Origin of the sequence: Chitinimonas prasina, from assembly GCF_030160395.1 — a bacterium.
Lineage (GTDB): Bacteria > Pseudomonadota > Gammaproteobacteria > Burkholderiales > Chitinimonadaceae > Chitinimonas > Chitinimonas prasina.
In genome coordinates this window covers 432,213-454,370 of the sequence record NZ_BSOG01000002.1, presented here as the reverse complement: position 1 = coordinate 454,370, position 22,158 = coordinate 432,213, and the positions used below count along the sequence as shown (strand labels likewise).

Annotated in this window: 26 protein-coding genes; 17 read left to right on the top strand and 9 right to left on the bottom strand. The window is 55.9% G+C overall.

Annotated elements, in window-relative coordinates:
* Positions 1-7: 7 nt before the first annotated feature.
* The 4 genes from lspA to flgA form a co-directional block, all read right to left on the bottom strand.
* Positions 8-490: a signal peptidase II gene (gene lspA / locus QQK16_RS09220; RefSeq protein ID WP_284196162.1), complete on the bottom strand. Its 483-nt coding sequence runs from the start codon at positions 488-490 to the stop codon at positions 8-10.
* Positions 483-3,353, bottom strand: a complete 2,871-nt coding sequence (ileS, locus tag QQK16_RS09215; protein ID WP_284196161.1) for an isoleucine--tRNA ligase — start codon at positions 3,351-3,353, stop codon at positions 483-485. The genes lspA and ileS overlap by 8 nt, the downstream gene beginning before the upstream one ends.
* A 76-nt stretch (positions 3,354-3,429) precedes the next feature.
* The gene (locus tag QQK16_RS09210) at positions 3,430-4,374 is read right to left on the bottom strand and encodes a bifunctional riboflavin kinase/FAD synthetase (RefSeq protein WP_284196160.1); all 945 of its coding nucleotides are present in this window, start codon (positions 4,372-4,374) and stop codon (positions 3,430-3,432) included.
* A 95-nt stretch (positions 4,375-4,469) separates the two neighbouring features.
* Positions 4,470-5,153 carry a flagellar basal body P-ring formation chaperone FlgA gene (gene flgA / locus QQK16_RS09205; RefSeq protein ID WP_284196159.1) on the bottom strand — a complete coding sequence of 228 codons (684 nt, stop codon included), beginning with the start codon at positions 5,151-5,153 and terminating at the stop codon, positions 4,470-4,472.
* Between the two features lie 325 nt (positions 5,154-5,478).
* On the opposite strand from flgA, the gene QQK16_RS09200 reads away from it, so the two are divergent.
* From QQK16_RS09200 to QQK16_RS09140, 13 genes are all read left to right on the top strand, one after another.
* Entirely contained in the window at positions 5,479-5,940 is a 462-nt protein-coding gene (locus QQK16_RS09200) for a hypothetical protein (protein ID WP_284196158.1), read from the top strand.
* A gap of 230 nt (positions 5,941-6,170) precedes the next feature.
* A complete protein-coding gene (locus QQK16_RS09195; protein WP_284196157.1) occupies positions 6,171-6,377 on the top strand; it encodes a hypothetical protein in 207 nt (68 codons plus the stop codon).
* Positions 6,378-6,512: 135 nt separating this feature from the next.
* A complete protein-coding gene (locus tag QQK16_RS09190) occupies positions 6,513-6,932 on the top strand; it encodes a hypothetical protein (protein WP_284196156.1) in 420 nt (139 codons plus the stop codon).
* 139 nt (positions 6,933-7,071) lie between these two features.
* Complete coding sequence (locus QQK16_RS09185; protein ID WP_284196155.1) at positions 7,072-7,563, top strand: hypothetical protein; 492 nt, start codon at positions 7,072-7,074, stop codon at positions 7,561-7,563.
* A gap of 226 nt (positions 7,564-7,789) precedes the next feature.
* Entirely contained in the window at positions 7,790-8,269 is a 480-nt protein-coding gene (locus tag QQK16_RS09180) for a hypothetical protein (RefSeq protein WP_284196154.1), read from the top strand.
* Positions 8,270-8,542: 273 nt separating this feature from the next.
* Positions 8,543-9,262, top strand: a complete 720-nt coding sequence (locus tag QQK16_RS09175) for a hypothetical protein (RefSeq protein WP_284196153.1) — start codon at positions 8,543-8,545, stop codon at positions 9,260-9,262.
* Between the two features lie 304 nt (positions 9,263-9,566).
* Positions 9,567-10,127: an imm11 family protein gene (locus QQK16_RS09170; protein WP_284196152.1), complete on the top strand. Its 561-nt coding sequence runs from the start codon at positions 9,567-9,569 to the stop codon at positions 10,125-10,127.
* Complete coding sequence (locus tag QQK16_RS09165; protein ID WP_284196151.1) at positions 10,073-10,513, top strand: hypothetical protein; 441 nt, start codon at positions 10,073-10,075, stop codon at positions 10,511-10,513. Before QQK16_RS09170 ends, QQK16_RS09165 begins: the two co-directional genes overlap by 55 nt.
* Before the next feature lie 268 nt (positions 10,514-10,781).
* On the top strand, positions 10,782-11,189 hold the full coding sequence (locus QQK16_RS09160; protein ID WP_284196150.1) for a hypothetical protein: 408 nt from the start codon (positions 10,782-10,784) through the stop codon (positions 11,187-11,189).
* A 215-nt stretch (positions 11,190-11,404) separates the two neighbouring features.
* On the top strand, positions 11,405-12,004 hold the full coding sequence (locus tag QQK16_RS09155; protein WP_284196149.1) for a DUF416 family protein: 600 nt from the start codon (positions 11,405-11,407) through the stop codon (positions 12,002-12,004).
* A gap of 410 nt (positions 12,005-12,414) precedes the next feature.
* On the top strand, positions 12,415-12,795 hold the full coding sequence (locus QQK16_RS09150) for a hypothetical protein (RefSeq protein WP_284196148.1): 381 nt from the start codon (positions 12,415-12,417) through the stop codon (positions 12,793-12,795).
* 76 nt (positions 12,796-12,871) lie between these two features.
* A complete protein-coding gene (locus QQK16_RS09145; protein ID WP_284196147.1) occupies positions 12,872-13,219 on the top strand; it encodes a hypothetical protein in 348 nt (115 codons plus the stop codon).
* A gap of 400 nt (positions 13,220-13,619) precedes the next feature.
* Positions 13,620-13,796: a hypothetical protein gene (locus QQK16_RS09140; protein WP_284196146.1), complete on the top strand. Its 177-nt coding sequence runs from the start codon at positions 13,620-13,622 to the stop codon at positions 13,794-13,796.
* Between the two features lie 84 nt (positions 13,797-13,880).
* On the opposite strand, the gene QQK16_RS09135 is transcribed toward QQK16_RS09140, so the two are convergent.
* Positions 13,881-14,441, bottom strand: coding sequence for an RBBP9/YdeN family alpha/beta hydrolase (locus QQK16_RS09135; RefSeq protein ID WP_284196145.1), 561 nt, complete (start codon positions 14,439-14,441; stop codon positions 13,881-13,883).
* A gap of 498 nt (positions 14,442-14,939) precedes the next feature.
* Between QQK16_RS09135 and QQK16_RS09130 the strand changes: the two genes are divergently transcribed.
* Together QQK16_RS09130 and QQK16_RS09125 are read left to right on the top strand one after the other, a co-directional pair.
* Entirely contained in the window at positions 14,940-16,478 is a 1,539-nt protein-coding gene (locus QQK16_RS09130) for a DNA recombination protein RmuC (RefSeq protein ID WP_284196144.1), read from the top strand.
* The gene (locus tag QQK16_RS09125; protein ID WP_284196143.1) at positions 16,475-16,891 is read left to right on the top strand and encodes a DUF4124 domain-containing protein; all 417 of its coding nucleotides are present in this window, start codon (positions 16,475-16,477) and stop codon (positions 16,889-16,891) included. Before QQK16_RS09130 ends, QQK16_RS09125 begins: the two co-directional genes overlap by 4 nt.
* 201 nt (positions 16,892-17,092) lie before the next feature.
* Here QQK16_RS09125 and QQK16_RS09120 read toward each other — a convergent pair whose 3' ends face one another.
* Complete coding sequence (locus QQK16_RS09120) at positions 17,093-17,401, bottom strand: RnfH family protein (RefSeq protein WP_284196142.1); 309 nt, start codon at positions 17,399-17,401, stop codon at positions 17,093-17,095.
* Positions 17,398-17,826, bottom strand: coding sequence for a type II toxin-antitoxin system RatA family toxin (locus tag QQK16_RS09115; RefSeq protein WP_284196141.1), 429 nt, complete (start codon positions 17,824-17,826; stop codon positions 17,398-17,400). Before QQK16_RS09115 ends, QQK16_RS09120 begins: the two co-directional genes overlap by 4 nt.
* Positions 17,827-17,903: 77 nt before the next feature.
* Between QQK16_RS09115 and dnaB the strand changes: the two genes are divergently transcribed.
* On the top strand, positions 17,904-19,334 hold the full coding sequence (dnaB, locus tag QQK16_RS09110) for a replicative DNA helicase (RefSeq protein WP_284196140.1): 1,431 nt from the start codon (positions 17,904-17,906) through the stop codon (positions 19,332-19,334).
* A gap of 137 nt (positions 19,335-19,471) precedes the next feature.
* Positions 19,472-20,236 (top strand): substrate-binding periplasmic protein, encoded by a 765-nt coding sequence (locus QQK16_RS09105; RefSeq protein WP_284196139.1) that lies wholly within the window; start codon positions 19,472-19,474, stop codon positions 20,234-20,236.
* A gap of 169 nt (positions 20,237-20,405) precedes the next feature.
* Here QQK16_RS09105 and QQK16_RS09100 read toward each other — a convergent pair whose 3' ends face one another.
* On the bottom strand, positions 20,406-21,311 hold the full coding sequence (locus tag QQK16_RS09100; RefSeq protein ID WP_284196138.1) for a tetratricopeptide repeat protein: 906 nt from the start codon (positions 21,309-21,311) through the stop codon (positions 20,406-20,408).
* On the bottom strand, positions 21,308-22,078 hold the full coding sequence (locus QQK16_RS09095; protein WP_284196137.1) for a ParA family protein: 771 nt from the start codon (positions 22,076-22,078) through the stop codon (positions 21,308-21,310). Before QQK16_RS09095 ends, QQK16_RS09100 begins: the two co-directional genes overlap by 4 nt.
* Positions 22,079-22,158 lie beyond the last annotated feature (80 nt).

Sequence of the window (22,158 nt, the reverse complement as noted above, 5' to 3'; positions counted from 1 at the left end):
TGTTTGATCAGGTGGTCTGGTCGGCCGGCTTCTTGAAACTGTCCAACACCATCAATACGGCGCCGACGCAGATGGCCGAGTCGGCGATATTGAAGGCGGGCCAGTGGCTGGTGCCCCAGTAGACATCGAGGAAATCGATGACGTGGCCGTAGAGCAGGCGGTCTATCAGATTGCCTACGGCGCCACCGAGGATGAGCGACAGCGCCAGGGCAAAGCGGGTTTCGCCGTGGTGCTTGCGCAGCATGGCGACGATGGCAACCGAGACGACCAGGGCCAGCAAGGTGAAGAAATGCCGCTGCCAGCCCCCGGCGGTGGCCAGGAAGCTGAAGGCGGCGCCCTTGTTGTAGGTCAGGACCAGGTTGAAGCCGTTGAAGATGGGCAGGACATCACCGAACTCGAAGGCCGACTCAATTGCCAGCTTGGTGGCCTGGTCTACCACCATGATGATGAAAGCCAGCAGCAGCCAGCGCGCCATGCCTTGCTTAAGCATGCTTGCGTACCTCGCCCGTGCCAAACAGGTTGCTGACGCAGCGGCCGCAGAGGCTGCCGTGCTCGGCATGGCTGCCTACATCGCTGCGATAGTGCCAGCAGCGCTCGCATTTGGCGGCCGTGGCGGGCGACACGCTGACGCGGGTTTCGTCGCCGCTGACCAGGCTGAGGCTGGAGACGATAAGGATGAATTTCAGATCGTCGCCCAGTGCGGCCAGCAAGGGGTAGAGCTGGGCATCGGCTGTGATGGTCAGCTCGGCCTGCAGGCTGGAGCCGATATTGCCGGCTTCGCGCAGGACTTCCATCTCCTTCTTGGCCAGTGCCACCACGCTACGCACGGCGGACCAATCGCTTGCCAGTGCTGCCGCATCGGCAGGTTGGGGTAGCGTGTACCAGGTGTGCAGCAGGGTGTTGTCGTCGCTATTGCCTTCCAGTGTGTTCCACACCTCGTCAGCCGTGAAGCTGAGTACCGGTGCCAGCAGCAAGGCCAGGCTGCGGGTGATGTGGTACAGAGCGGTCTGGGCAGAGCGGCGGGCCGGGCTGTTGGCCGCTGTGGTGTAGAGGCGATCTTTCAGGATATCGAGGTAGAAGCCGCCCAGGTCGTCCGCACAATAGTGGTGGACGGACTGCATGGCCGTGTGGAAGCTGTAGCGACCGTAGTCGGCCGTGACGGCATCCTGGAACTGCTGTGCCATGACCAGGGCGTAGCGATCCAGCGTCAGCATCTGGTCTACGGCGATGGCGTCGGTGGCGGCATTGAAGTCGCTGAGGTTGGCCAGCAGGAAGCGCAGGGTGTTGCGTGCGCGGCGGTAGCTGTCGGCCACACGCTTGAGGATCTCGTCCGAGATGCTCATCTCACCCGAATAGTCGGTGCTGGCGGCCCACAGGCGAAGCATGTCGGCGCCGTATTGATCGATGACCTTCTGCGGCGCAACCACATTGCCCTTGGACTTGGACATCTTCTCGCCCTTGCCATCCACGGTAAAACCATGGGTCAGCAACTGCTTGTACGGGGCGCGGCCCTGGGTGGCGCAGCCGGTCAGCAGGGACGACTGGAACCAGCCGCGATGCTGGTCTGAGCCTTCCAGGTAGAGATCTGCCGGCCAGGCCAGTTCGGGCCGTTGGCGCAGCACGGCGAAGTGGGTGGAGCCGGAATCAAACCATACGTCCAGGGTGTCGTTCAGCTTGTCGTAGTCCTTGGCCTCGTCGCCCAGCAGCTCGGCCGGGTCGAGCGCGAACCAGGCGTTGATGCCGCCGGTTTCCACACGCTTGGCGACGGCTTCCAGCAGCTCCAGCGAACGGGGGTGCAGATCGCCGGTCACCTTGTGGGCAAAGAAGGTCATCGGGGTGCCCCAGTTGCGCTGGCGTGAAACGCACCAGTCCGGGCGGTTGTTGATCATGGATTCCAGCCGTGGGCGGCCCCAGTCGGGGAAGAACTCGGTGTCATCGACCGCCTTCTGCGCCACGGCACGGAGCGCCTGGCCGGCGTGGCCGGGTTTTTCCATGCTGATGAACCACTGGGCGGTGGCGCGGAAGATGATGGGCGTCTTGTGGCGCCAGCAGTGCGGGTAGCTGTGATTGAGGCGCACATTGGCCAGCAGCAATTCGTTGGCGGCCAGGTTTTCGATGATCAGCGGGTTGCCTTCCCATACCGACTTCCCTTCGAATAGGGCGACACCGGGTTTGAAGCGGCCGTCGTTACCCACCGGGTTTTCGTCGCTCAGGCCGTAATGCTGGCCGACCAGCCAGTCGTCCAGGCCATGCGCGGGCGCGGTATGCACCAGGCCGGTACCGGCATCGGTGGTGACATGGTTGCCCAGGATGATGAAGGATTCACGCTCGTAGAAGGGGTGTTGCAGCTTCAGGTGTTCCAGCTTGCTGCCGTGGGCCTGCGCTACCACCTCGACCGATTCGAAACCGTAGCGCTTGATGGCGCTTTCGGCCAGTTCGCGCACCAGGATCAACAGGCCCTTGGGAGTTTCGACCAGATCGTAGGTCAGTTCGGGGTGTACGCAAACTGCCCGGTTCGCCGGTAGCGTCCAGGGGGTGGTGGTCCAGATCACGGCATAGGCAGGCACGCCGGCAATGCGATCGGCAGGCAGGCCGAAGGCCGCGGCCAGGGCGGCGGTATCCTTGACCGGGAAGGCAACATCGATGGCGGGGCTATTCTTGTCCTCGTACTCCACCTCGGCCTCGGCCAGCGAGGAGCCGCAATCGACGCACCAGTGCACGGGCTTTTGGCCCTTAACCAGATAGCCTTGGCGATGCACTTCGCCCAGGGTGCGGATGATGTTGGCCTCGGTCTCGAAGGCCATGGTCTTGTAGGGGTGCTCCCAGTCACCGATCACCCCGAGGCGGACGAAGTCCTTCTTCTGGCGCTCGATCTGGATCTCGGCGTATTCGCGGCACAGGGTGCGGACGAAATCGACCGGCAGGTGGGTGGCTTTTTCGTCCAGGCCGTTTTCCTTGCGGAAGGCCACGATCTTGGCGTGGATGGCCGGTGCGGCTTCGATGGCCTTCTTGTCGCCCTTTACCAGCTTTTCGATCTGATGCTCGATAGGCAGGCCGTGGCAATCCCAGCCCGGTACATAGGGGGCATCAAAACCCGACAGGGTCTTGGTCTTGACGATGATGTCCTTGAGTACCTTGTTGACGGCATGACCGATGTGGATGTCGCCGTTGGCATAGGGGGGGCCGTCGTGCAGGATGAACTTGGGCCGACCCTGGGCGGCTGCGCGGATGCGCTGGTACAGCTTCTGGTCTTGCCAGCGCTGCAAAAAGCCGGGCTCGCGGCGAGCCAGATCGCCCCGCATGGGGAAGGGGGTATCCAGCAGGTTGACTGGGTATTTGCTTTGTTCGGACATGGTGGTAACTCGATGAATTCAGTCTCTTGACCGGCGCTTTGCACCGATCAGCGTGATTCGTGCAGCCCCCGCCCGCTCACGGACGGGGGAGGCTAATTCGTTCGCGGTAGAAGGCGCGGGCGTTCTCCACATCCAGCTTGATCTGGGCGATCAGGGGTTCCAGGCCATCGTACTTGGCTTCGTCACGCAATTTGTGCAAAAAATCCACCTGCAGATGACGGCCGTACAGGTCGCCGCTGAAATCGGGCAGGTAGACTTCCAGTGCGATGCGGCCGCTGTCGTCCACCGTGGGGCGTTTGCCCAGGCTTGCTGCACCCAGCAGGGGCTGGTCGGCCGCGCCGTGGACTTCGGTGACAAAGATGCCGGTGAGGGGCGGGCGGTTATGCTTGACCTGGATATTGGCCGTGGGAAAGCCTATCTGCCGGCCCAGCTTGGCGCCATGCACCACCCGGCCGCTGATGCGGTAGGGGCGGCCCAGCAACTGCTCGGCCAGCGCCAGATCGCCGCTGCCCAGGGCCTCGCGCACGGCGGTGCTGGAGGCGCGGCGGCCGTCTACGGCTATCTCGGGCATGGCCTCGGCCAGGTAACCAAATTGCTGGCCATAGGTGGCCAGCAGGCTGTTGTCGCCAGCACGGCCTTTGCCAAAACGGAAATCGTCGCCCACCAGCACGTAACGCGCACCGATCTGCCTGGCTACGATCTCGCCCGCAAACGCCTCGGCGGTAAGCGAGGCAAAGCCCCGATTGAAGTGGGCGAGGTAGACCCTGGCGATGCCGGCATCGCGCAGCAGCTCGAGCTTTTCTCGCAGGCTGGAGAGGCGGGCGGGGGCGGCATCGGGGGTAAACAGTTCGCGCGGGTGCGGCTCGAAGGTGAGCACGGCGGGCGGCAGGTTGGCGCGGCGTGCTTCGGCCACCAGGCGATCAAGCATGGCACGATGGCCGCGATGCAAGCCATCGAAGTTGCCTATGGTCAGGGCACAAGGCCCGGCCGGATGAAATGGGACGCCGCGAAATACCTGCATGGAGTAGAGAGAATGCACTCACCGTGGGAAGAACCGGCAATTCTACTTGTGGGGGGGCTGGGGGTCTAGGCGCGAATGGCGCAATGCAACAAGAATCAGTACTTTATCTCGACCGTGCCGCCTGCGCGGGCGATGCCCTGCACCACGGCACCGCTGATCATCTTGACGCTGACCTGCTGGCCTTCGTTGGCATTGCCCATGGCGCGGCCCTCGCTGGCCACTTCGAAGCCGTTGCCGACGGCCACTACCTTGACGAATTCATTCACCTTGACGGCGAAGGGGGCACGCAATTGATCGCTACGCAATGGGGCGCCTGCGGGCGTGCCCCCAACCAGGTGGCGGCCAATGGCTTGCACGTGGTCGACCACCACGGCGGGGGGCAATTGGGATAGATCGCCGGTGCGGCGCTCGATGTCGGTTTCGGTAATCGCGTGGCCCGAGGGCAGGGCGCGTGCAGCAACCCAGTAATCGGCCTGTATGGCGATGGCGGCCGGCAGGTTGACTGTCCACTTGGCACCCTTGCTGCAGCGTATCCGCAAGCTGGTGTTGCCTAGTAGCCGGTTACCCTGCGCCAGTTCCACATCTATCTTCTGGCAAGGTGCAAGCGTTAGCCGGCTATCCAGCCTGCCCAGCTGGAAGCTGGCCCGATCGCCGTGGCTGGCGAGTTGGGTGGTGAGGTAACGATTGGCTGCCTCGTAAAGACTCTCCAGACCCTGCCGGGCATCGCCGGCAGCAGCAAGGGAACAACTCAGCAAGATGAGGATAAGGCAGCGGTACATCGCGGAGCAGCTATGACAGTGGGTTTTCAAGTGTGGAACCGTCGAGGCTGAAACGCAAGGTCGGCGTGGTTTTGCGTGGGGTTGGTGGGGGTGCTTGGCGGCGAGCTGGCCGTGGTTTACTGACGGGTGCGGGTGTGCTCTGGGTGGCGTGGCATAATTACGCCCCGGATATCGTTAGGCAGGGTTAGCGTCACAGGTGGGCCTTGCGTTGGCTGTGGCTGAGGGGGGGGGGGCTTGGCCTGCGGGCTGGTTATGCAGTAAAGCTTATCTGTCGCACCCCAGAAATCGATAAAAGCTTGTTGAAAATAGTAAAGGATTTGGCGAGGTGAAAACCATTCAGGCGTTGCTTGTCATGTTCCGAAAGAGCCTGTTGGAGACTAGGCGAACGTTTGTATTCTCAGCGTGCGAAGAATCGATAAAGGGGAGTATTCAACGGGCTCTCTCGACACTTCCTGGGGCATCAACTGTTTTGGCGGTTCATGTTTGCGATGAGGGTGGTTTTTTTGGGGTGGCGTCGGAGGGGATTTTCTGGGAAAAAGATCAGTCGGTAAGCTGGCTGCAATATAAAGATATTTCGATTGCAAAGATTGATCTTGCAATTAATCGCGACTTGGGGTTTTTGCCGGGTTTGGGGCTGAGGTGGGTGACTGTTATATCTAATAGTAACGAGCGGATTGATTTTGAAATGGAAAATGGGTCGTCGGCAGAGGCGTTCCTTTCGCAAGTCAAGGATCTTATGGAAATGCAACGCGCAGCCCCTTCCGCTTACTCGCAAGGGATGGTGTAGCGATCGTAACCCAGCATGGTGCTCAAGCTAGCCACCCTCCGCTGCTCATTGGATAAGCTGTGAGGCAGGCCGTGCTTATCGAAGAAATGGTATTGGCGGATCTTACGCAAGCAAAACGAAGCGATCAGGCCTTGTTATTTGATTTATTAGGTTTCTTTGAACTGTAAAAAATACAAGACGGTGCCTGGCACTAAATTGCAAAAAGTTATTGTAAGGGTTAGGAGGGTAATATGGAAAAAATAATCTACGACGGAAAGTTAGAGGCAATGAATAAGATATTTGGTGAGTATCACAAAGGGGAATTGTCTGTCGTCTGTCCAAAGTGTCAGGAGGAGGTAATTGTTGTGCTTGACGTTTCGGACATAGAAGAGCATCAGAAGGCGCCGGGAATATACTGCCCCAATGGGCATTTTTGGAGTGTCTTTAATTACAGATGATGAAATAGTCTAAATCGACCTTGCTGACAACCAAGGTGTCAGGTCTAATTATTTGTATTGCAAGGTTGTTTAGACAATGCAAATTTAAGTTGCTGGTTGGGGCGGATTGCCATCAGGAATTAAACCGATAAAACCATGAGATTGAGGTGGTCAGTGGGGACGGTAAATGTCAATGCTATTATTGAGCAGTATGGGGGATTTGATGGTGCCGTTGTGCTGGGTATGGGGTTCGATCTTGGTGTGTCAAATCTGGATCGATCTGTATGGATAATATTAAGAGCTTATTGTGAATATGCTGATGAAGGATTGCCAGATTGGTATTCTTTAAGAATTGAGGCTAGAGGTAATGTTGTGCACGCATGGGAGGAGGCTCCGTGGAATACAAATCTAGTTTTAAATTACCCTGTTACTATTGTTCAATTGGATGAAAGAATTGTGATTGACTTTGATCCTTTGCATGCAGTTGGAGTACGAGATGGGGGGCTGTCAAGATTCTATCTGGGTGGGGAGTCAATAGACATTCAGGTTATTTCTGCCCCGTCTGCTTGTACATAATATATCGCAATCACAACAGCCAAGCAGTGGGGGGCGGGCAGCGTTCCGACGGAAATTCGAACTTGGGGTGGCTGCCATTCGGGTTGATCAATGGCAGCGCAGGTAACTGGATGACAAATTTTAGCGAGAGGCTCTTGGCGTGGAAATAGAAAAGTTGCTTGAGTGTATTGGCGAACCCATATCTAGCCAGCAATTGGTAAAAATTTTACTTGAAAATGGTATAGATTTGCTAAGTGAATTGGTCTTGCCTGATGGTGATTATCGAGCTTATATTGAACGGCCTGCTGAAGGGCACTCTTTAGTGTTTACGGATGAGGCTGTCTTTTTGGGGAGGGCCAATCAGGTGATAGGTAAGGGCATGCTCTATCTAAGTGGTGTGTTTCTATATGCAGAAGGAAAAGATGGGTACTCGCAATTCAAAGGGAATCTACCAATGGGCCTGTCCTTTTCTATTGATATAAAAGATATTGGAAAGAAGCTAGGTAGCCCTTCGTGGGTTAGAAAGCGTGAAGATGGTTCTATCGCAGCTGAAAGATGGGATAATGCGGCTGATTATCGAATTCATTTTTCCTATTCGAAGTCAACATCCAGGCCAGTGCTTGTATCTTTAAATATGGCCGACAAGCAGTAATTTCAAAGAGACACTGGGGTCAGTCTCAATACTGTTTGGTAAGATAAAATTCATACCTAACTCATCTGCCCCGGCACCCGCACTGACTAGCCATCTTTGACTAGCGGTAATGCGCATGGTAAATGTGCTAAGGTTCGTGCTACGAACGAAGTGCTGCATTAAGGTGCCAAGCTAAAAGGTCTGATATTTGGCGAAGTAATTCGCCCGAGGACAGGGCTAAGAAATTGTGAAAATTAGAAAAACGTCTTTTATAACTAAAAATGGATTGAATGTGAATATATCTGGGTTGGATTTAGAAGTGCTCGATATAACCTGGTTTGCTGTTGATGCGACAGGAAGCATTGCGGCATTTGCTAGCGCAGGAAGTGGTGTCGTTCCGTTATCGATAATGCAATCATTTGGGGAAATGGAGTTTCTCTTTAAATATTTCTCTTCAGCTGCTGAAGCATCGGATTGGTATTCTGTAGACTCGAATATTTCGAGTGTGACTGGGAATGTAGAATGCTATGTTTCAGCTTTCTCCTGGTTGTCAAGAAAAGGTGTATTTGCTTACGATGCCAAGGGTCTAAGCTATTTCCCAGTTACTGTGCCTGTATCACCCTGTAAATTGCATGATCTACCAAGTGAGGTGGCACAGGTTCTTGCGAAAACGACTTTTAGCGGAGTCTTCTTTTCAGATCAATTGGAAATCCTGCCCGAGAGCTAAGAGCCATAGGTGCGTTCTACCCCGTTCTATATCTGTCGTGGTCTGTTTCGTGCAGCGCTAGATGCGCGCTACGATCGCTACAGTTTCTTGATACGTCGGAAATATGCACGTTACCAGCTCAAGGCGAAAACCGATGCGGGACGATGGGCGGCTGGGGAAACAGTGCGAAAATTGCAGGCGCGGCCCCAGGATTCCGTAGGCGGTACGGCCGAAGCCTTCATATTGAAAACGAAGTGCTTGAAGTGCCCTTGATTTTTATCTGAGAGACTGACCATGAGCAAAGCCAAGGCAAAGAATTTTCTCGCATCCAAGCTGATCACGAATCTTGGCGTACCCACTGAAGCAGAGCGGGACAGGATTCACTGCCTGTCCGAAACCGGCGGGATATGCATGGAGCAAGTCGCCGATTGGAAAATCTACCGTGGTGACCTATCGATCCCTTCCGATCTGTTAATGGACTTTCCTCTTATCGTTGATGGAAATCTTGAGGTGCTAGGAACTTGCGCCGAGTCGAATCGAGCGCATTTGGTCTGTCTTGGCAATCTAAAGGTAAAAAATATCTATACGACCGATATCTTCCTTGTCAAAGGGGATGTTGAGGCCGAGGGGTTTATCTACGCATCGGGTAATGACTATGTTATGGAAATCCACGGCATCGTACGGGCCAGGTGGGTTAGTATCAGCGAACGATGCTCCTATCCAAGCAAACTCCGGTTCGAAGGGGTTGAAGTGCTGGATCTCGATATAGGCTACTTTGGCGATCCTGGGTCGATCTTGAACCTGGATTTGATGTCGTACTTCGATGAAGATGCTGATCAGTTGGATGATATTGATCACAAGGAAGTGCGGGAGCGCCGCGAGGATGGGGAGACAATCTATGCTATTGCGAGAAATTCAGAGAAGCTTCTGAAATTTGCTGCGCAAGACCGCGTGTTTACCAAACCTCGGCCGGCTCAACCTGTCACGGATTTTAAAATATTGCCGTGGTGGTAAGAGTGAAATAGTCTGATGTGTAACTTTGGATTGCTGGTTTAAGTGAGAAATGGGGGACGCACAAACAGGGGGCAGGTATCAATTCTGTTTGGTTAGATACATTTCGCCTATACTGAGCCATCTAATTTTCAAGACTGCTTGGGAAATGCATAATACAAGGCTTGGCCCTGTGATTTTGTTTGCAGGGGATTACAGAAGGTCTTGAGAGGCAGGAGTACGCCTCTGTATTGCGACATGGGCTTAGGTGGTTAGGTAAAGAAATTAGTAGGCCTGGAACCCCGCTGAATAATATGGTCACGAAAAGATGAAATATTTCAACTGGACATTTAGTGCTTTGCCGCACTCAACTTGGTTTGTTGGTGAACCAAGATCGGTAGATGGTGAGGTTGTTGATGCTTGGAATTTCAAGAAATGTGAGAGATATGCTACTCGACAGGGAGGGGTGGTTTCTGCTGTGAAGGTACAGGGGAGTTCTGCTGGGTGCTTTTTTGGTGCATTTGACATTCCTTTCGTGAGTGAGGGGGTGAAAGGATTGTTGGGGGGATTTGAGCAGGATATTCAATTTATTCCGGTTGGCATTAACGGAGTTGAGTACTTCATTTTGAATGTGCTTGCTGAAGTGGAGTGTGTTGACGAGGATGTGTCATTGTTCTCGAAGTGGGAAGGTGGGAGTTTAATTCGACCGGATAAGGCTGGGCAGTATAAATACTTTGAGAAGCTAATTGTTGATGCTGAACGTGCAAAGGGCTTTAATATTTTCAGATTGGCTGGGTGGAGGGTGGCGCTGATTGTTTCTGAGGAGTTCAAGTCTTGTATAGAAAAGGTGGGGCAAGGGGATACGATTTTCATTCCGGTGTGGAAGTAGCGCGCAGCCCCGTTCGCTCTTACGCAACATCCAAACATCCAAACATCCAAACATCCAAACATCCAAACCATTCTGTCAAGGTAACAAGACTCGACCCACAGGTTGCAGCTCATGGAAATGATAAGGAAAATATAGTGAGTAAGTTCTTGTTCAGGAACGACAAGGAAGTGCCATTAAAGATGTATATCGAGCCCTCAACGGATGAACTGTGGTTGAAGCCAGGTGAGGTATTGATGATGGATCCAAAATATGAAGTTGCAGCTTTGTTTGAAATTGAGTACTGTTCCAATGGTGATGTTGTCGTTTGGATTCCTCATGGGCAATCCGCTGATGTTTATATTGACGATAAGCTTATAGAGACAATTTGTAGTCTATTTGTCTGGTGACGGATCAAACAAGGGGTCGGGTATCAATATTCTTTGGTTAGATAAACTTTCCAATATTGAGCCATCTCCCTTTAAGGGTGCGCTCGCCCCAAGACATACGGCGCGATTCGGCCTTCGGCCTCATGGCGCCCTACCGGAATTGTGCAGTAAGGACGTGAGGCAGAAGCGTGAGGGTTGAATTGTATCTAACCAAGCAGTATTGAGACCTGCCCCCTAGGTGTGATAAAACGAGATTATTGATACAAGGAGTGGGATAGTGGGCGATTCGATGAGCTTTAGCATCAAACTCACCTCGGAAGATGGCGACCGTTCGGTTGTCGTTGATGATGATGGGCGAGTTGCATATGCCTATCTGCTCGATGCTAATGGAAAAATCTGTGGCGATGTTTGGCTGTATAACAGGTGTGCTGCTCCCGTTGATCCTGAATGGACTAGCCCAGGCAATGCGCCCTTTGCTAATCCCATGTCATACGTGAGAGATGTTGATGGTTTTGAATTTCCGGAGTCTGGGCGTGAAATTTCGGCTGAGTGGATGTGCCGAAGCGATAAGTATGTCGTGAAGATTTTCCTACATGGGAAAAATATCGCCATGTTGGAGGATGGCGCCAAGCCAGGATTGGCGTATTTGGCCAAAAAAGACGGGCCATTGGCAAAGGTGCTGGAACGGATATGCTAAATAATTTCGGTAAGGAACAACAAAGGGGTTGGGTCTCAATATTGTTCGGTTAGATTGTTCGCATGATCAGCACTATCTACCACGGCAGCCACCGCTGTAATCAATCTAACCAAACAATATTGAGGCCTGACCCTGTGATTTTGTGTCCGAACGCACTAAAGCAAGAGCGCGTAGATGCTTTCAGTCCTGTTATAGTTAAAATGGAACCGTGAGGAATGTTGATTTTCAATTTAGATGAATTACATGCTGAGCTGGAGAAGCTGCCACATCGGTTACGTGCCGTTTTCCTTGCTTGGGTGTGTGAAAGAATGTTACCTAGTTACACCTCGTTCTCAAAGAGGTACGGTCTGGACCAAGTCATCTTGCGTGATGCCTTAGATAGGGCGTGGGAATGGCTGGGCGCACCATCTGATGATATTGATTTTTCGATCCTTGCAAAACGATGCGAAGATTTAGCCCCTGAAACGGAGGATTATAATGATCCTTTGGTTTCTGCTGCACTGGATGCGGCGGTTGCAATAGGTGCATTATTGAGATATTTAAAGAGATTTGAAAATGGGAATTTGTCTGATGGATTGACTTTGATCAGGGATTCTATCGATATGCATGTTCAGGAGCTGGAGGGGATGGACTCTTTAGATTCTGATCTGGAGGGTAGGATCGCTTCTCATCCACTGATGCAAAAAGAATTGAATGTGGAAAAGGAAGATATCTCCTATTTGAAAAGAATCCGTGGTGAGGAGGTGAATATCCTTGAGATAAAAGGTAGGTGGTACGATCTAAAAATTGGCTGCCTTGGTGATCTCAAGGCGTAGGTGCCCTGTCCGCGCGTCCGCAACAGATTGAGTAGCCCTCGTTCCCTGCGTGGTACTCACGCTATGCTTGCCGCCAATCCATCCCGTCCACGGCTGCCCGGAACCTCACCGCGCGGCCGTTCTCATGTCTGGCGGGGCATTGCTGCAAGCCTTGCACACGCTATACTGCGAGCCTAAACCTTGACCCTTCAGCAGTAGCCAGAAAACCGCGTTGGGGGGTCTCGCTCTTTAAACTGAGTATGGCGGTATGCGTGATGCGAGGGAAGCCGCACTGCGTCTAGGATCTGGCCGTTTGGGTAGGACAGGACGTGGTGGGGTCATCAGTTTAGACAAACAGGGGAATAGCGGGCCGAGTTATTGAGGCGCTGCCATCGTCTGTGCAGGAGGGGATATCATCGGTTCAGGAGTTCGTGACTGCGCTTCCTGTTGTTGGGAAGATGATTAATGACCTGACTGATGGTCCAAGTACCACTATAGCTGGTGTCGATAAGTATCCCGGTCCCGGTTACTACATGAAAGTAGTAGACGGTAAACAGCAATGGATCCGGTATGACGGCGGTCGGTTGCTTGGGGAGAGCGTGGTTGGGCAGAAGGCGCTTTCCCAGCAGAGCCAGGCTCTTCAAAAGACAACGCACGCTGAACTGCGAAAATTGGAAGGCCGAAATGTTGGGAAGGTGATAAATGATATTCAAACGGCGAGGCCTTCAGATGTTTTTGTACCAGTTAAAGATGGGGCATATATGGTGCGTGGCCCCAATGGGAGAGAGTACTATATTAGTGCAGATGGGTAGCGTATTATTGCAATGGTTAATGATCGCACTACTGCCGCGCATCAGTGAAGATTAATGGTAAGGCAGGAAATAGAATATGCTACAGAACAGCAATTCCAATTCGGTAAATCACTTGCGAAGTGAGGAGGATGAAGTGATTGAGCCCCTTGAAGAGTGCATGAATTTCTTAACGAATGAGTGCTACGATCGGTTTCCCCTGCAGATTTTCTACAGGGAAAAGGGGGTCTGGAGCCGTGTAACTGATTTGCTGGCTGAAGTGAAAATCATAGCCGAGTATCCAAGCGAAAATATCTTTGTGGTATGGCTGGATATGCCGTCCGCTGAGGAAGGGTATATGTTTCTATTGTTTTACGACATGGACTCGGGCAAGTCTTATACTGCCATTTATAATATCGCTGGATTGTTGGAGCACAAGAGCACATAGCGCGGTGCCCCGTTGCCCCGCCCACTCGTCCGCAACAGATTGAGCAGCCATCGTTACCCTGTTCGGTACTCACGCTAACCGCCCACCGCAGCTCACCAGATTGGTAAGACGCACCGAGTAGTCTATGCTGAGACTACTCCTTCGGAGCCGGACCATCGGCCCGGCCGTATGCCCGTCCCCCCCCACCGCGTTGCCCCCGACTGGGGCATCATAAAGAATCAACATGAATTACATGGCGACCTGAAAAGCAAGTCAGCGGTTGATCTTCCTGGAAGCGGAAAAGGGCGTGGATCGGATCGGGTAATATATTCAGAAACCGAGAATAGCGTAACTATTCATCGGGTTGGTCAAGACTATCATTAGAAATAGGTGATCTATGAGTTCTTGGAATTATCGCGTCATGAAACGAGGGAAGTATATTGCTATATACGAGGTCTACTATGCGGATGATGGCTCGGTTGAGGGGTACTCAAAAGAGCCTGTTTCGCCTGAGGCAGATGATCTTGAAGAGCTTAGGGAAACTTTCTCGCTTTTGATGGATGCGCTGAAGGAGCCAGTTATTACTTATGAGAGGTAGGCCGGCGTCCACCCGAATTTGAGTAGCACCACGATTTTGCGTCCAATCCCATTATTCGAAGGAGATTGAGCATGCAGAAGCGCATTACCCAAGAGCAGCCTGCTGGTTGGCAATCCCCTGCAGCAAGGCCAACCCCTCGGGCCAGTCGGCCAGGCTGCTTTGGGCGTTGATATGGCCTGCGCCGGTGAGCAGGTAGAAGCCGGAGCCCCAGTGCTGTGCCAGTTGCTGGCTACGTGCAAACTGGCAATAGGGGTCGTTGTCGCTGGCGACCACGATGCTGGGAAAAGGTAGCCGCTGGCGGGGTATGGGGGCGAAGCCTTGTATCTCCGTCGGGGCGTTATCGCGCTCGACGTCGGCCGGGGCGACCAGCAGGGCGCCGACTATGCGGTGGTGATGTTGGGGGTAGTGGGCGAGCCAGTGCAGCAGGGTGAGGCAGCCCAGGCTGTGGCAGGCCAGCAGTACGGGCTGGGCTTGCTGGGCCAGGTGCTTGTCCAGCGTCTGTATCCAGTCGTCCAGTTCGGGGCGGTCCCAATCGGTTTGTGGGACGCGGCTGCTGCCGGGTTGGCTGGCTTGCCAGTGGCTTTGCCAGTGTTCGGGGCCGGAATTTTGCCAGCCTGGGTGCAGCACTATCGGCGTGGTGGGCATGGACTTCGCCTATCGGGTTGGGGGTGAGCGAAATGGGCTGTCAATTTGGCAGATACGCTGTGTAGGGGGCGCTTCTGGCAACCGCTCTTTTATCGTAGAACGGTGTTGCTCTTGTCTTGCCTGGGGGCCGGGGAATGGTGGGCCTCCATGGACGCGCTGAGGTTTCTGAAAGTGTCCTTGGTAAGGTTAATACAAGCACAGTATGTGTACCCTTTGAGCCGCTAACAAAACCCTTCTGGCGTCGTTGTGCGAGCTTGCCGTACCCGCGTACTGTCAGCTGCGCGCGCCTAGCCAGAACCGCTACGCTGGGTTTGTTAGCCGCTCTTGGTGCCGTTGCTGGGCATGATGCCGGCAATGAAAAAATCCAAATAGGAATTTGAAATTGTCTTTTTAGATCAATTTGGAATTTTGTGTTGGTGCCGGCTGTGCGGTCATCCATACGGCGGGCCTGACTAGGCGTATCATCGCGCTCAATGAACATGCTCTTGGAATATCTACATGGTTGAACTGCTGTTTGGCATCGTGGCGGTGGTTGTGCTGTTGGCGGGCATTCTGGTGGTGGTGCGGTTGGGGCAGTTGGCCCAGTCACAGCGCACCACGCTGGATTTGTTGTCTGCCCAGCTGGAGGAGAAGCACAGGGCCATGCTCAATGACCTGCATGGTGGTTTGCAGCGGCAATCCGAGGCATTGAGCCATGGCTTTGCCGAGCAGAGTGAGCGTTTGCGTAATAGCGTGACGGAATCGGGCGAGCGCCTGCGCGATAGCGTGGGGCAGTCGTTTGATCGCTTGCGTGAATCGGTGGGGGCTGAGCTGAAGGACACCCGGGTAGGCCTGGACAGTCTGAGGGCGACCCAGACCGAGGCTTTGCAGGCGGCGCAGATTGCCCAGACTGCTGCTTTGCAATCGATGCAGCTGACGCAGGCCCAGGCCCTGGCCGACAGCCGGGAGGCCATTGCCAAGCAGCTGGCTGAGATTTCGCAGACTGTGCAGCAAAAGCAGGATGCCTTGCGCGCTGAGGTGCTGGAATCGGTGGGCAAGCAGGTGGGTGAGCAGGGGCGGGCGCAGCAGGAGTTGTTGCTCAATACCTTGCGCCGTACCACCGAGCAGTTGACCCAGTCGATTAGCTTGCTGAGCGAGGGGGTGGACAAGCGGCTGGAGCAGATTTCGGGCAAGGTGAGCGAGCGGCTGGATGAGGGCTTCAAGAAGACCAATGAGACTTTTGCCAGCGTGATGGCGCGCCTGGCGACGATAGATGAGGCGCAGAAGAAGATAGATGGCTTGACCAGCAATGTGGTGAGCCTGCAGGAGCTGCTGGGCGACAAGCGTTCGCGCGGGGCTTTTGGCGAGGTGCAGCTGGAGCATCTGGTGAGCAATGTGCTGCCTGCTTCTTGCTACCAGTTGCAGGCGGTGCTGAGCAATGGCACCCGGGCGGACTGCATACTGAAGCTGCCGGAGCCGACCGGCACAGTTGCAGTGGATTCGAAGTTCCCGCTGGAGAACTATCACAGGATGTTCGGTACCAGTGTGGAATCCGAACGCTTGCTGGCGCAGCGGCAGTTCAAGGCGGATGTGAAGAAACATATCGACGCCATCAGCGACAAATACATTGTGGCGGGTGAGACGGCGGATGGTGCCGTGATGTTTATCCCGGCCGAGGCGGTGTTTGCCGAGATCCATGCCTACCATCCCGACTTGGTGCAGTACGCCATGGGCAAGCGGGTGTGGATTGTGTCGCCGACCACCATGATGGCCGTGCTCAATACGGCGCGTGCTGTCATCAAGGATGTGGAAACGCGTCAGCAGGTGCATATTATCAAGTCGGCGCTGTCGCGCTTGTCGGAAGACTTCCGCCGGTTTGATACGCGTATGAAGAACCTGGCTACGCATATCCGGCAGGCGCATGAGGATGCGCAGCAGGTACAGATCAGCAGTGAGAAGATCAGCAAGCGTTTTGTCGAGATCGAGCATGTGCGGTTTGAGCACGAAGCAACGGAGACCCTGCCGCTTGAGGCAGCCAGTAGTGAGGAATTGATATGAGCATGATGAATGTACGTGGCCTGTGTCTGGTAGGCTTGGCCTTGGCAGCAACCTTGGCGCACGCCAAGGTGTATAAATGGGTCGACGCCAATGGCCAGGTGCAGTATGGCGATCAGCCACCGGCCATGGTGAAGAGCGAGCAGATGAAGCTTCGCTCACCGGCTGGCGTGGTACAGGTGGCGCCGCCCCAGGCAGCGGGCAAGGGTAATGTGATACAGGCCGGTGTGCCGACGGCGGAAGAGGCCAAGGTGTTGTGCGCCAATGCCAATGCCAACTTGAAGGCCCTGGGCGCCAAGGAGGTCTTTACCACCGGGCCGGATGGCAAGAATGTGAAGATGCCTGAGGCGGAGCGCCAGGCGAAGATTGCCGAGAATACCAAGGCGCAGCAGCGGTTGTGCAAGGGCAGTAATTAAGCGCCGCTAACCAAACCCTTCTGGCGTTGTTGTGCGAGCTTGCCGTACCCACGTACTGTCTGCGGCGCGCGCCTAGCCAGAACCGCTACGCTGGGTTTTGTTAGCAGCTCTACGCGCCCACAAGGTGGAGTAGGTAGGGCGCCGGCGAGTTGTTGGCGCCCGTTCAAGGTCGCGTTGTGTTGTCGTGGCCCGCTGGGCTTGCTAGGCGCCGTCGTCCCGCTTCATGGTTTTGCCCAGTGCTACCCGGCGGTGGCGGGCGTCTTTGGGGTCGGCGATCAGGGGGCGGTAGATTTCTACCCGGTCTCCTTCGCGCAGCGGGGTATCGAGCGCGCGTACATGGCCATGTACGCCGGCTGTCAGCTTGGCCTGCGATAGCTCGGGAAAGCGCTGGGCGAGGGCTGATGCGGTGATGGCGGCGGCGATTGTGCTGCCTTCGGGCAGGCTCAGGGCGACGATGGCCTGTGTGTCGGGCCGGGCATAGGCTACTTCGATGCGGATCATTGTGCTCATCCGTGCCGCCTGTCTGCTTCTTTGACGAAGGCATCGACAAAGGTGCCCGCTATCTTGCTGAATACCGGGCCGACCAGGCTTTCCAGCGTGCGGCTGGAAAACTCGTAGTCGAGTTCGAATTCTATCTTGCAGGCGTCGTCTGCTAGTGCATGGAAGCGCCATGCTCCGGTGAGCGCACGGAAGGGGCCGTCTTTCAGTTCCATGCTGATGAGATCGGCCTGCTTGCGGTTTTCGGTGGTGAACGCTGATTTCAGGCCCAGGTAATCGATGCCTATGGTGGCGACGGTCCAGTCGTGATCGCGCAGGTGGATCTGGGTCTGGCCGCACCAGGGCAGGAATTGCGGGTAATCCTCGACCCGATCGATCAGGTCGAACATCAATTTGGCCGGGTAGGGCACGAGGACAGATTTACGGACTTGGGGCATGGGTGTGATCGCGACTGGTAGAATACCAGCCTAGTTCGCGGCATAAGGTCGCGTATCCTAAGTTTCAACAGGGTTACATGCAATTCAATCAAGAAGACATACAGGATTTTGGCGACCATGAGTTGTCGCTGGACCCGCAGGTAGCTGCCATCCGCACACCGCCACACTCGGTGGAGGCGGAGCAGTCGGTGTTGGGCGGCCTGCTGATCGACAATGGTTCCTGGGACCGGATTGCGGATGCCATTACCGAGCCGGACTTCTACCGTGACGACCATCGTGTGATCTTCCGCCATGTGTCGCGGTTGGTGGAGACTGGCCGCCCGGCGGATGCGGTGACGGTGGCGGAATCGCTGGATAATGCCAGCCAGCTGGCCTATGTGGGTGGCCTGAGCTATCTGGCCAGCCTGGCGCAGAACGTACCCAGCGCTGCCAACATCAAGCGCTATGCCGAGATTGTGCGTGAGCGCTCCATCATGCGGCAGTTGGCCGCCATCGGTACCGAAATTGCCGATGCCGCCTATAGCCCCCGTGGCCGCGAGGCGGCACAGCTGCTGGATGAGGCGGAAGGCAAGGTGTTTGAGATTGCCGAGCAGTCTGCCCGTGGCAAGCAGGGCTTTCTGGGCATGCCGCAGCTGTTGAAGGAGGTGGTGACGCGGATTGATGAACTCTACAGCCGCGACAACCCGGATGAGGTGACCGGGACACCTACCGGTTTCTCGGACCTGGATGGTAAGACATCGGGCTTGCAGCCCGGTGATCTGATTATCGTGGCGGGGCGGCCTTCGATGGGCAAGACGGCCTTCTCGGTCAACATCGCGGAGAATGTGGCCATCGATTCGGCCTTGCCGGTGGCGATTTTCTCGATGGAAATGGGCGGTGCGCAGCTGGCCATGCGTATGATCGGTTCGGTAGGGCGGCTGGATCAGCACAAGATCAAGACTGGCCGGCTGGAGGATGATGATTGGCAGAAGCTGACCTATGCCGCTGGCAAGCTCTCTGAGGCCAATATCTTTATCGACGAAACGCCAGGCCTGACGGCGCTGGAACTACGCGCCCGCGCCCGCCGCCTGGCGCGGCAGTTTGACGGCAAGCTGGGCTTGATCGTGATCGACTACATACAGTTGATGTCGGGTTCGGGCAAGGATCAGAACCGGGCTACCGAAGTGGGTGAAATCTCGCGTTCGCTGAAGGGCTTGGCCAAGGAGCTGCGGGTGCCGGTGATTGCACTGTCGCAGTTGAGCCGTTCGGTGGAGCAGCGGCCCAACAAGCGTCCCATGATGTCTGACTTGCGGGAATCGGGCGCTATTGAGCAGGATGCCGACTTGATCATGTTTCTGTACCGGGACGAGTACTACAACCCGGATTCGCCCGACAAGGGCTTGGCCGAGATCATTGTCAGCAAGCATCGTAACGGCCCGACGGGTGTGGTCAAGCTGACCTTCCTGGGCCATTGGTCGCGCTTCGAGAATGCGGCGTTGCCAGGTGGCGGCTGGTCGTCTGGGGAATGATTTTTTCTTGTCGATTCCATTGGGCCGTGATGTGCCAGGGCGCTGCTGCTAGGGCGAGCAGCACTTGTTGGCTTGACCGACGCGCGTTGCTGAGGCTGTACGAAGCGACCGTGGGCGGTGCGAGCCACTGGTGCGGCATGCTGGCTTTGTTGCCGTTGCTATGCATGCCGGCAAGCCAGGCTGCGCCCATCGTGTTGTATGCGGATGAGGCGTTTCCCCCTTATTCCTATGTTGAGCGGGGGCGCTTAAAGGGTATCTATGTAGACCAGGTGCGGGCCGCTGTGTCCAGACTCAAGCAGTACCAGGTGGAGCTGCGGCCCATTCCTTGGGAGCGCGGTTTGGCGGAGCTGGCGCATGGGCGGATTTTTGGCTTGTTTGCCTCCTACCGTCGGTCTGAGCGGTCCTATATCACGCATTACTCTGCCCCGCTGCAGCACGAGCATGTGGCGGTGTTCTGCAGGCAGCAGGTATTGCAACCACCCAGGCCAGACTGGCCCCGGGACTATGGCGACCTGCGCATAGGCATCAATCAGGGTTTTGCCATGAGCGATGTGTTTGTGCAGGCACGGCAGTCTGGTGCAATCAGGGTCACGCAGTTCAAAGGCAACGAGGAAAACCTGCTGGCGCTGGCGGCGGGTAGGACCCATTGCTATGTCAATGATCGATTTTCCATCCTGTGGAATCTTAAGCGATTGCAGCGCGACCCTCGCATCAAGGCATCAATGGCGGCGCTGGACCTGCGCGAAAGCTTGACGCTCTCCAGCGAATCGGCCCATGTGGTTTTTGGGCCAGGCGAGATTGATGCGACACAGAAGGCATTTATTGCTGATCTGGACAGGGAGTTGGTGGAGCAGAGTCGTAGCGGTGAGGCGCAGGCGATTGTGGCGAGATATTTGAAGTAGCTATGCGGGACTAGGGCTGTTTGCGGGGGAGCTGCCGAGGTTGGCGTGAACGCTGAGGGGACTGGTATTTCATTCTGCCCCATGCGGCGGGCTTCGCTTTGCTCAGGCCGCTCTACCTGCGGACGCCACCGGTATCAAGGTTGCTGGGGGCTTGCGGTATGGCATGGTGCTACTGCGACAGCTGGCGCAGCCGTTGCATGCGTGCTGGTTCGGCCTTGACCAGCCATTCGTCCTTGGACAGCACGGCTAGGGCGCGGGCGAAGTAGTTGCGGGCTTCGTCGCGGCGGCCGGTCAGTAGCAGGTTCTCGCCGATTTCCTCGTAGACGTAGCCGTCTTCCTCGCCCTGGCGCTGCCAGGCCCGTTCCAGGTCTAGCAGGATGGTCAGGGCGCGTTCCACTTCGCCGCTTTCGCGCAGTACCTTGGCTACGCTCCAGCGGGCTACCAGCAGTGTTTTGCCGCTGCCGTGCGCTTCGTGCCAGGCTTGGGCCTTGCGCAGGTAGTCGAGCGCCTTGGGCAGGTCTTTCTGGTCGTGGTAGGTCCAGCCCTGGTTGTTGTAGAGCGAGCCCAGCCAGTCTTTCGCGCGCGTGTCGCTGCTCTTCTCGGCCAGCTGGATGGCTTGCTGGTTCCATTCGAGCGTGGCCTTGCCGCTATCGACGATGCCCAGCATATGCAGGGCGTCGATGGTGTAGAAGTCGAGGTTGTGGCGCTGTGCCAGGGAGAGGGCATTGCGGAACCAGCGCCAGGCTTTTTTGGGCTCGCCGGCTGAGTTGATCAGGCGGCCACGTTCCAGCAGGTAGCGCACACTGACGGTGGGTGGCAACTGGCCCATGGTGGGCAGTACGCTGTCGAGCGTGAGATTACCGGCCTGGAAGTTGCCCTGAAGGCCTTGTGCACGGGCGATCTGGGTGATGAGTTCGCCTGCCGTTGCGGCGTCGCCGGCCTGCTGGGCTTGTTCCAGGGCTTTGCGGAAACGGGTTTCCGATACCGCTGGTTTGTCGTAGTCCCATAGCTTGTCCACGTCGGCCGCCAGGGCCGAGGCCATGAGACTGAGTGCGAACAGGATGCGTACTATCACAAACTCACCTTGATGAAGCCGGATTCGATCAGTTCGTCCAACAGGTAGCTGAAGTCCTCGGCACTTTCTGAATCGGGGGCGAAACTGAAGACGTCCTGATTGCTGCCTACGCCTTCGAGTATGCTTTGGCTCTCGAACACGCGGGTGCGGCAGAAGTCCTTGCCGTAGCGGCGGGTCAGTTCGTGAGAGACTTTTTCGGAGGTGGGGTGGCCGCGCTGGTAGCGGTTGATGAATACCTTGCGCGGGCGATAGAGGCCTTTGGTGGCCAGGCCTTTCAAGGTCTGGTCGAGTTGCTGGGCGCCGTTCATCGCGAGGTATTCGGCGGTGACGGGTACCAGTACGACATCTGCAGCCATCAGCGCTGAGAGCGACAGTACGCCGATCATGGGGCAACAGTCGATCAGGACCGGTGTATCGCTATCGGCCAGCATTTCGTCTGCCATGGCTTTCTTGAGCCGCCGCAAGTCGCGCCGGTTCTGGGTCAGCATCATGTCGACCTTGGCCAGTTCCATGTGCGAGGGAATGAGGTTGACCTGGTTGCCCAGCTCGGTCACCAGCTCGGACAGGGGCGTCTGGTTCTGGTAGAAGCTATAGACCGTGCGACTGGCCTTGGGGGTGAGGCCGGACATGCTGGTGAGGTGGGCCTGCGGGTCCAGGTCGATCACCAATGGCGCCAAGCCGTTGCGGGCCATGGCGGCGGCCAGGTTGGCGGTGGTGGTGGTCTTGCCTACGCCACCCTTCTGATTGAATACGGCAATGATGGTCATGCGGTTCGCCTCGTTGGTCTGCCATCATTTTAGCTGCCGTATGGCCAATGGCGATGAAAAAACGCCCGGCTTGCTGCGAT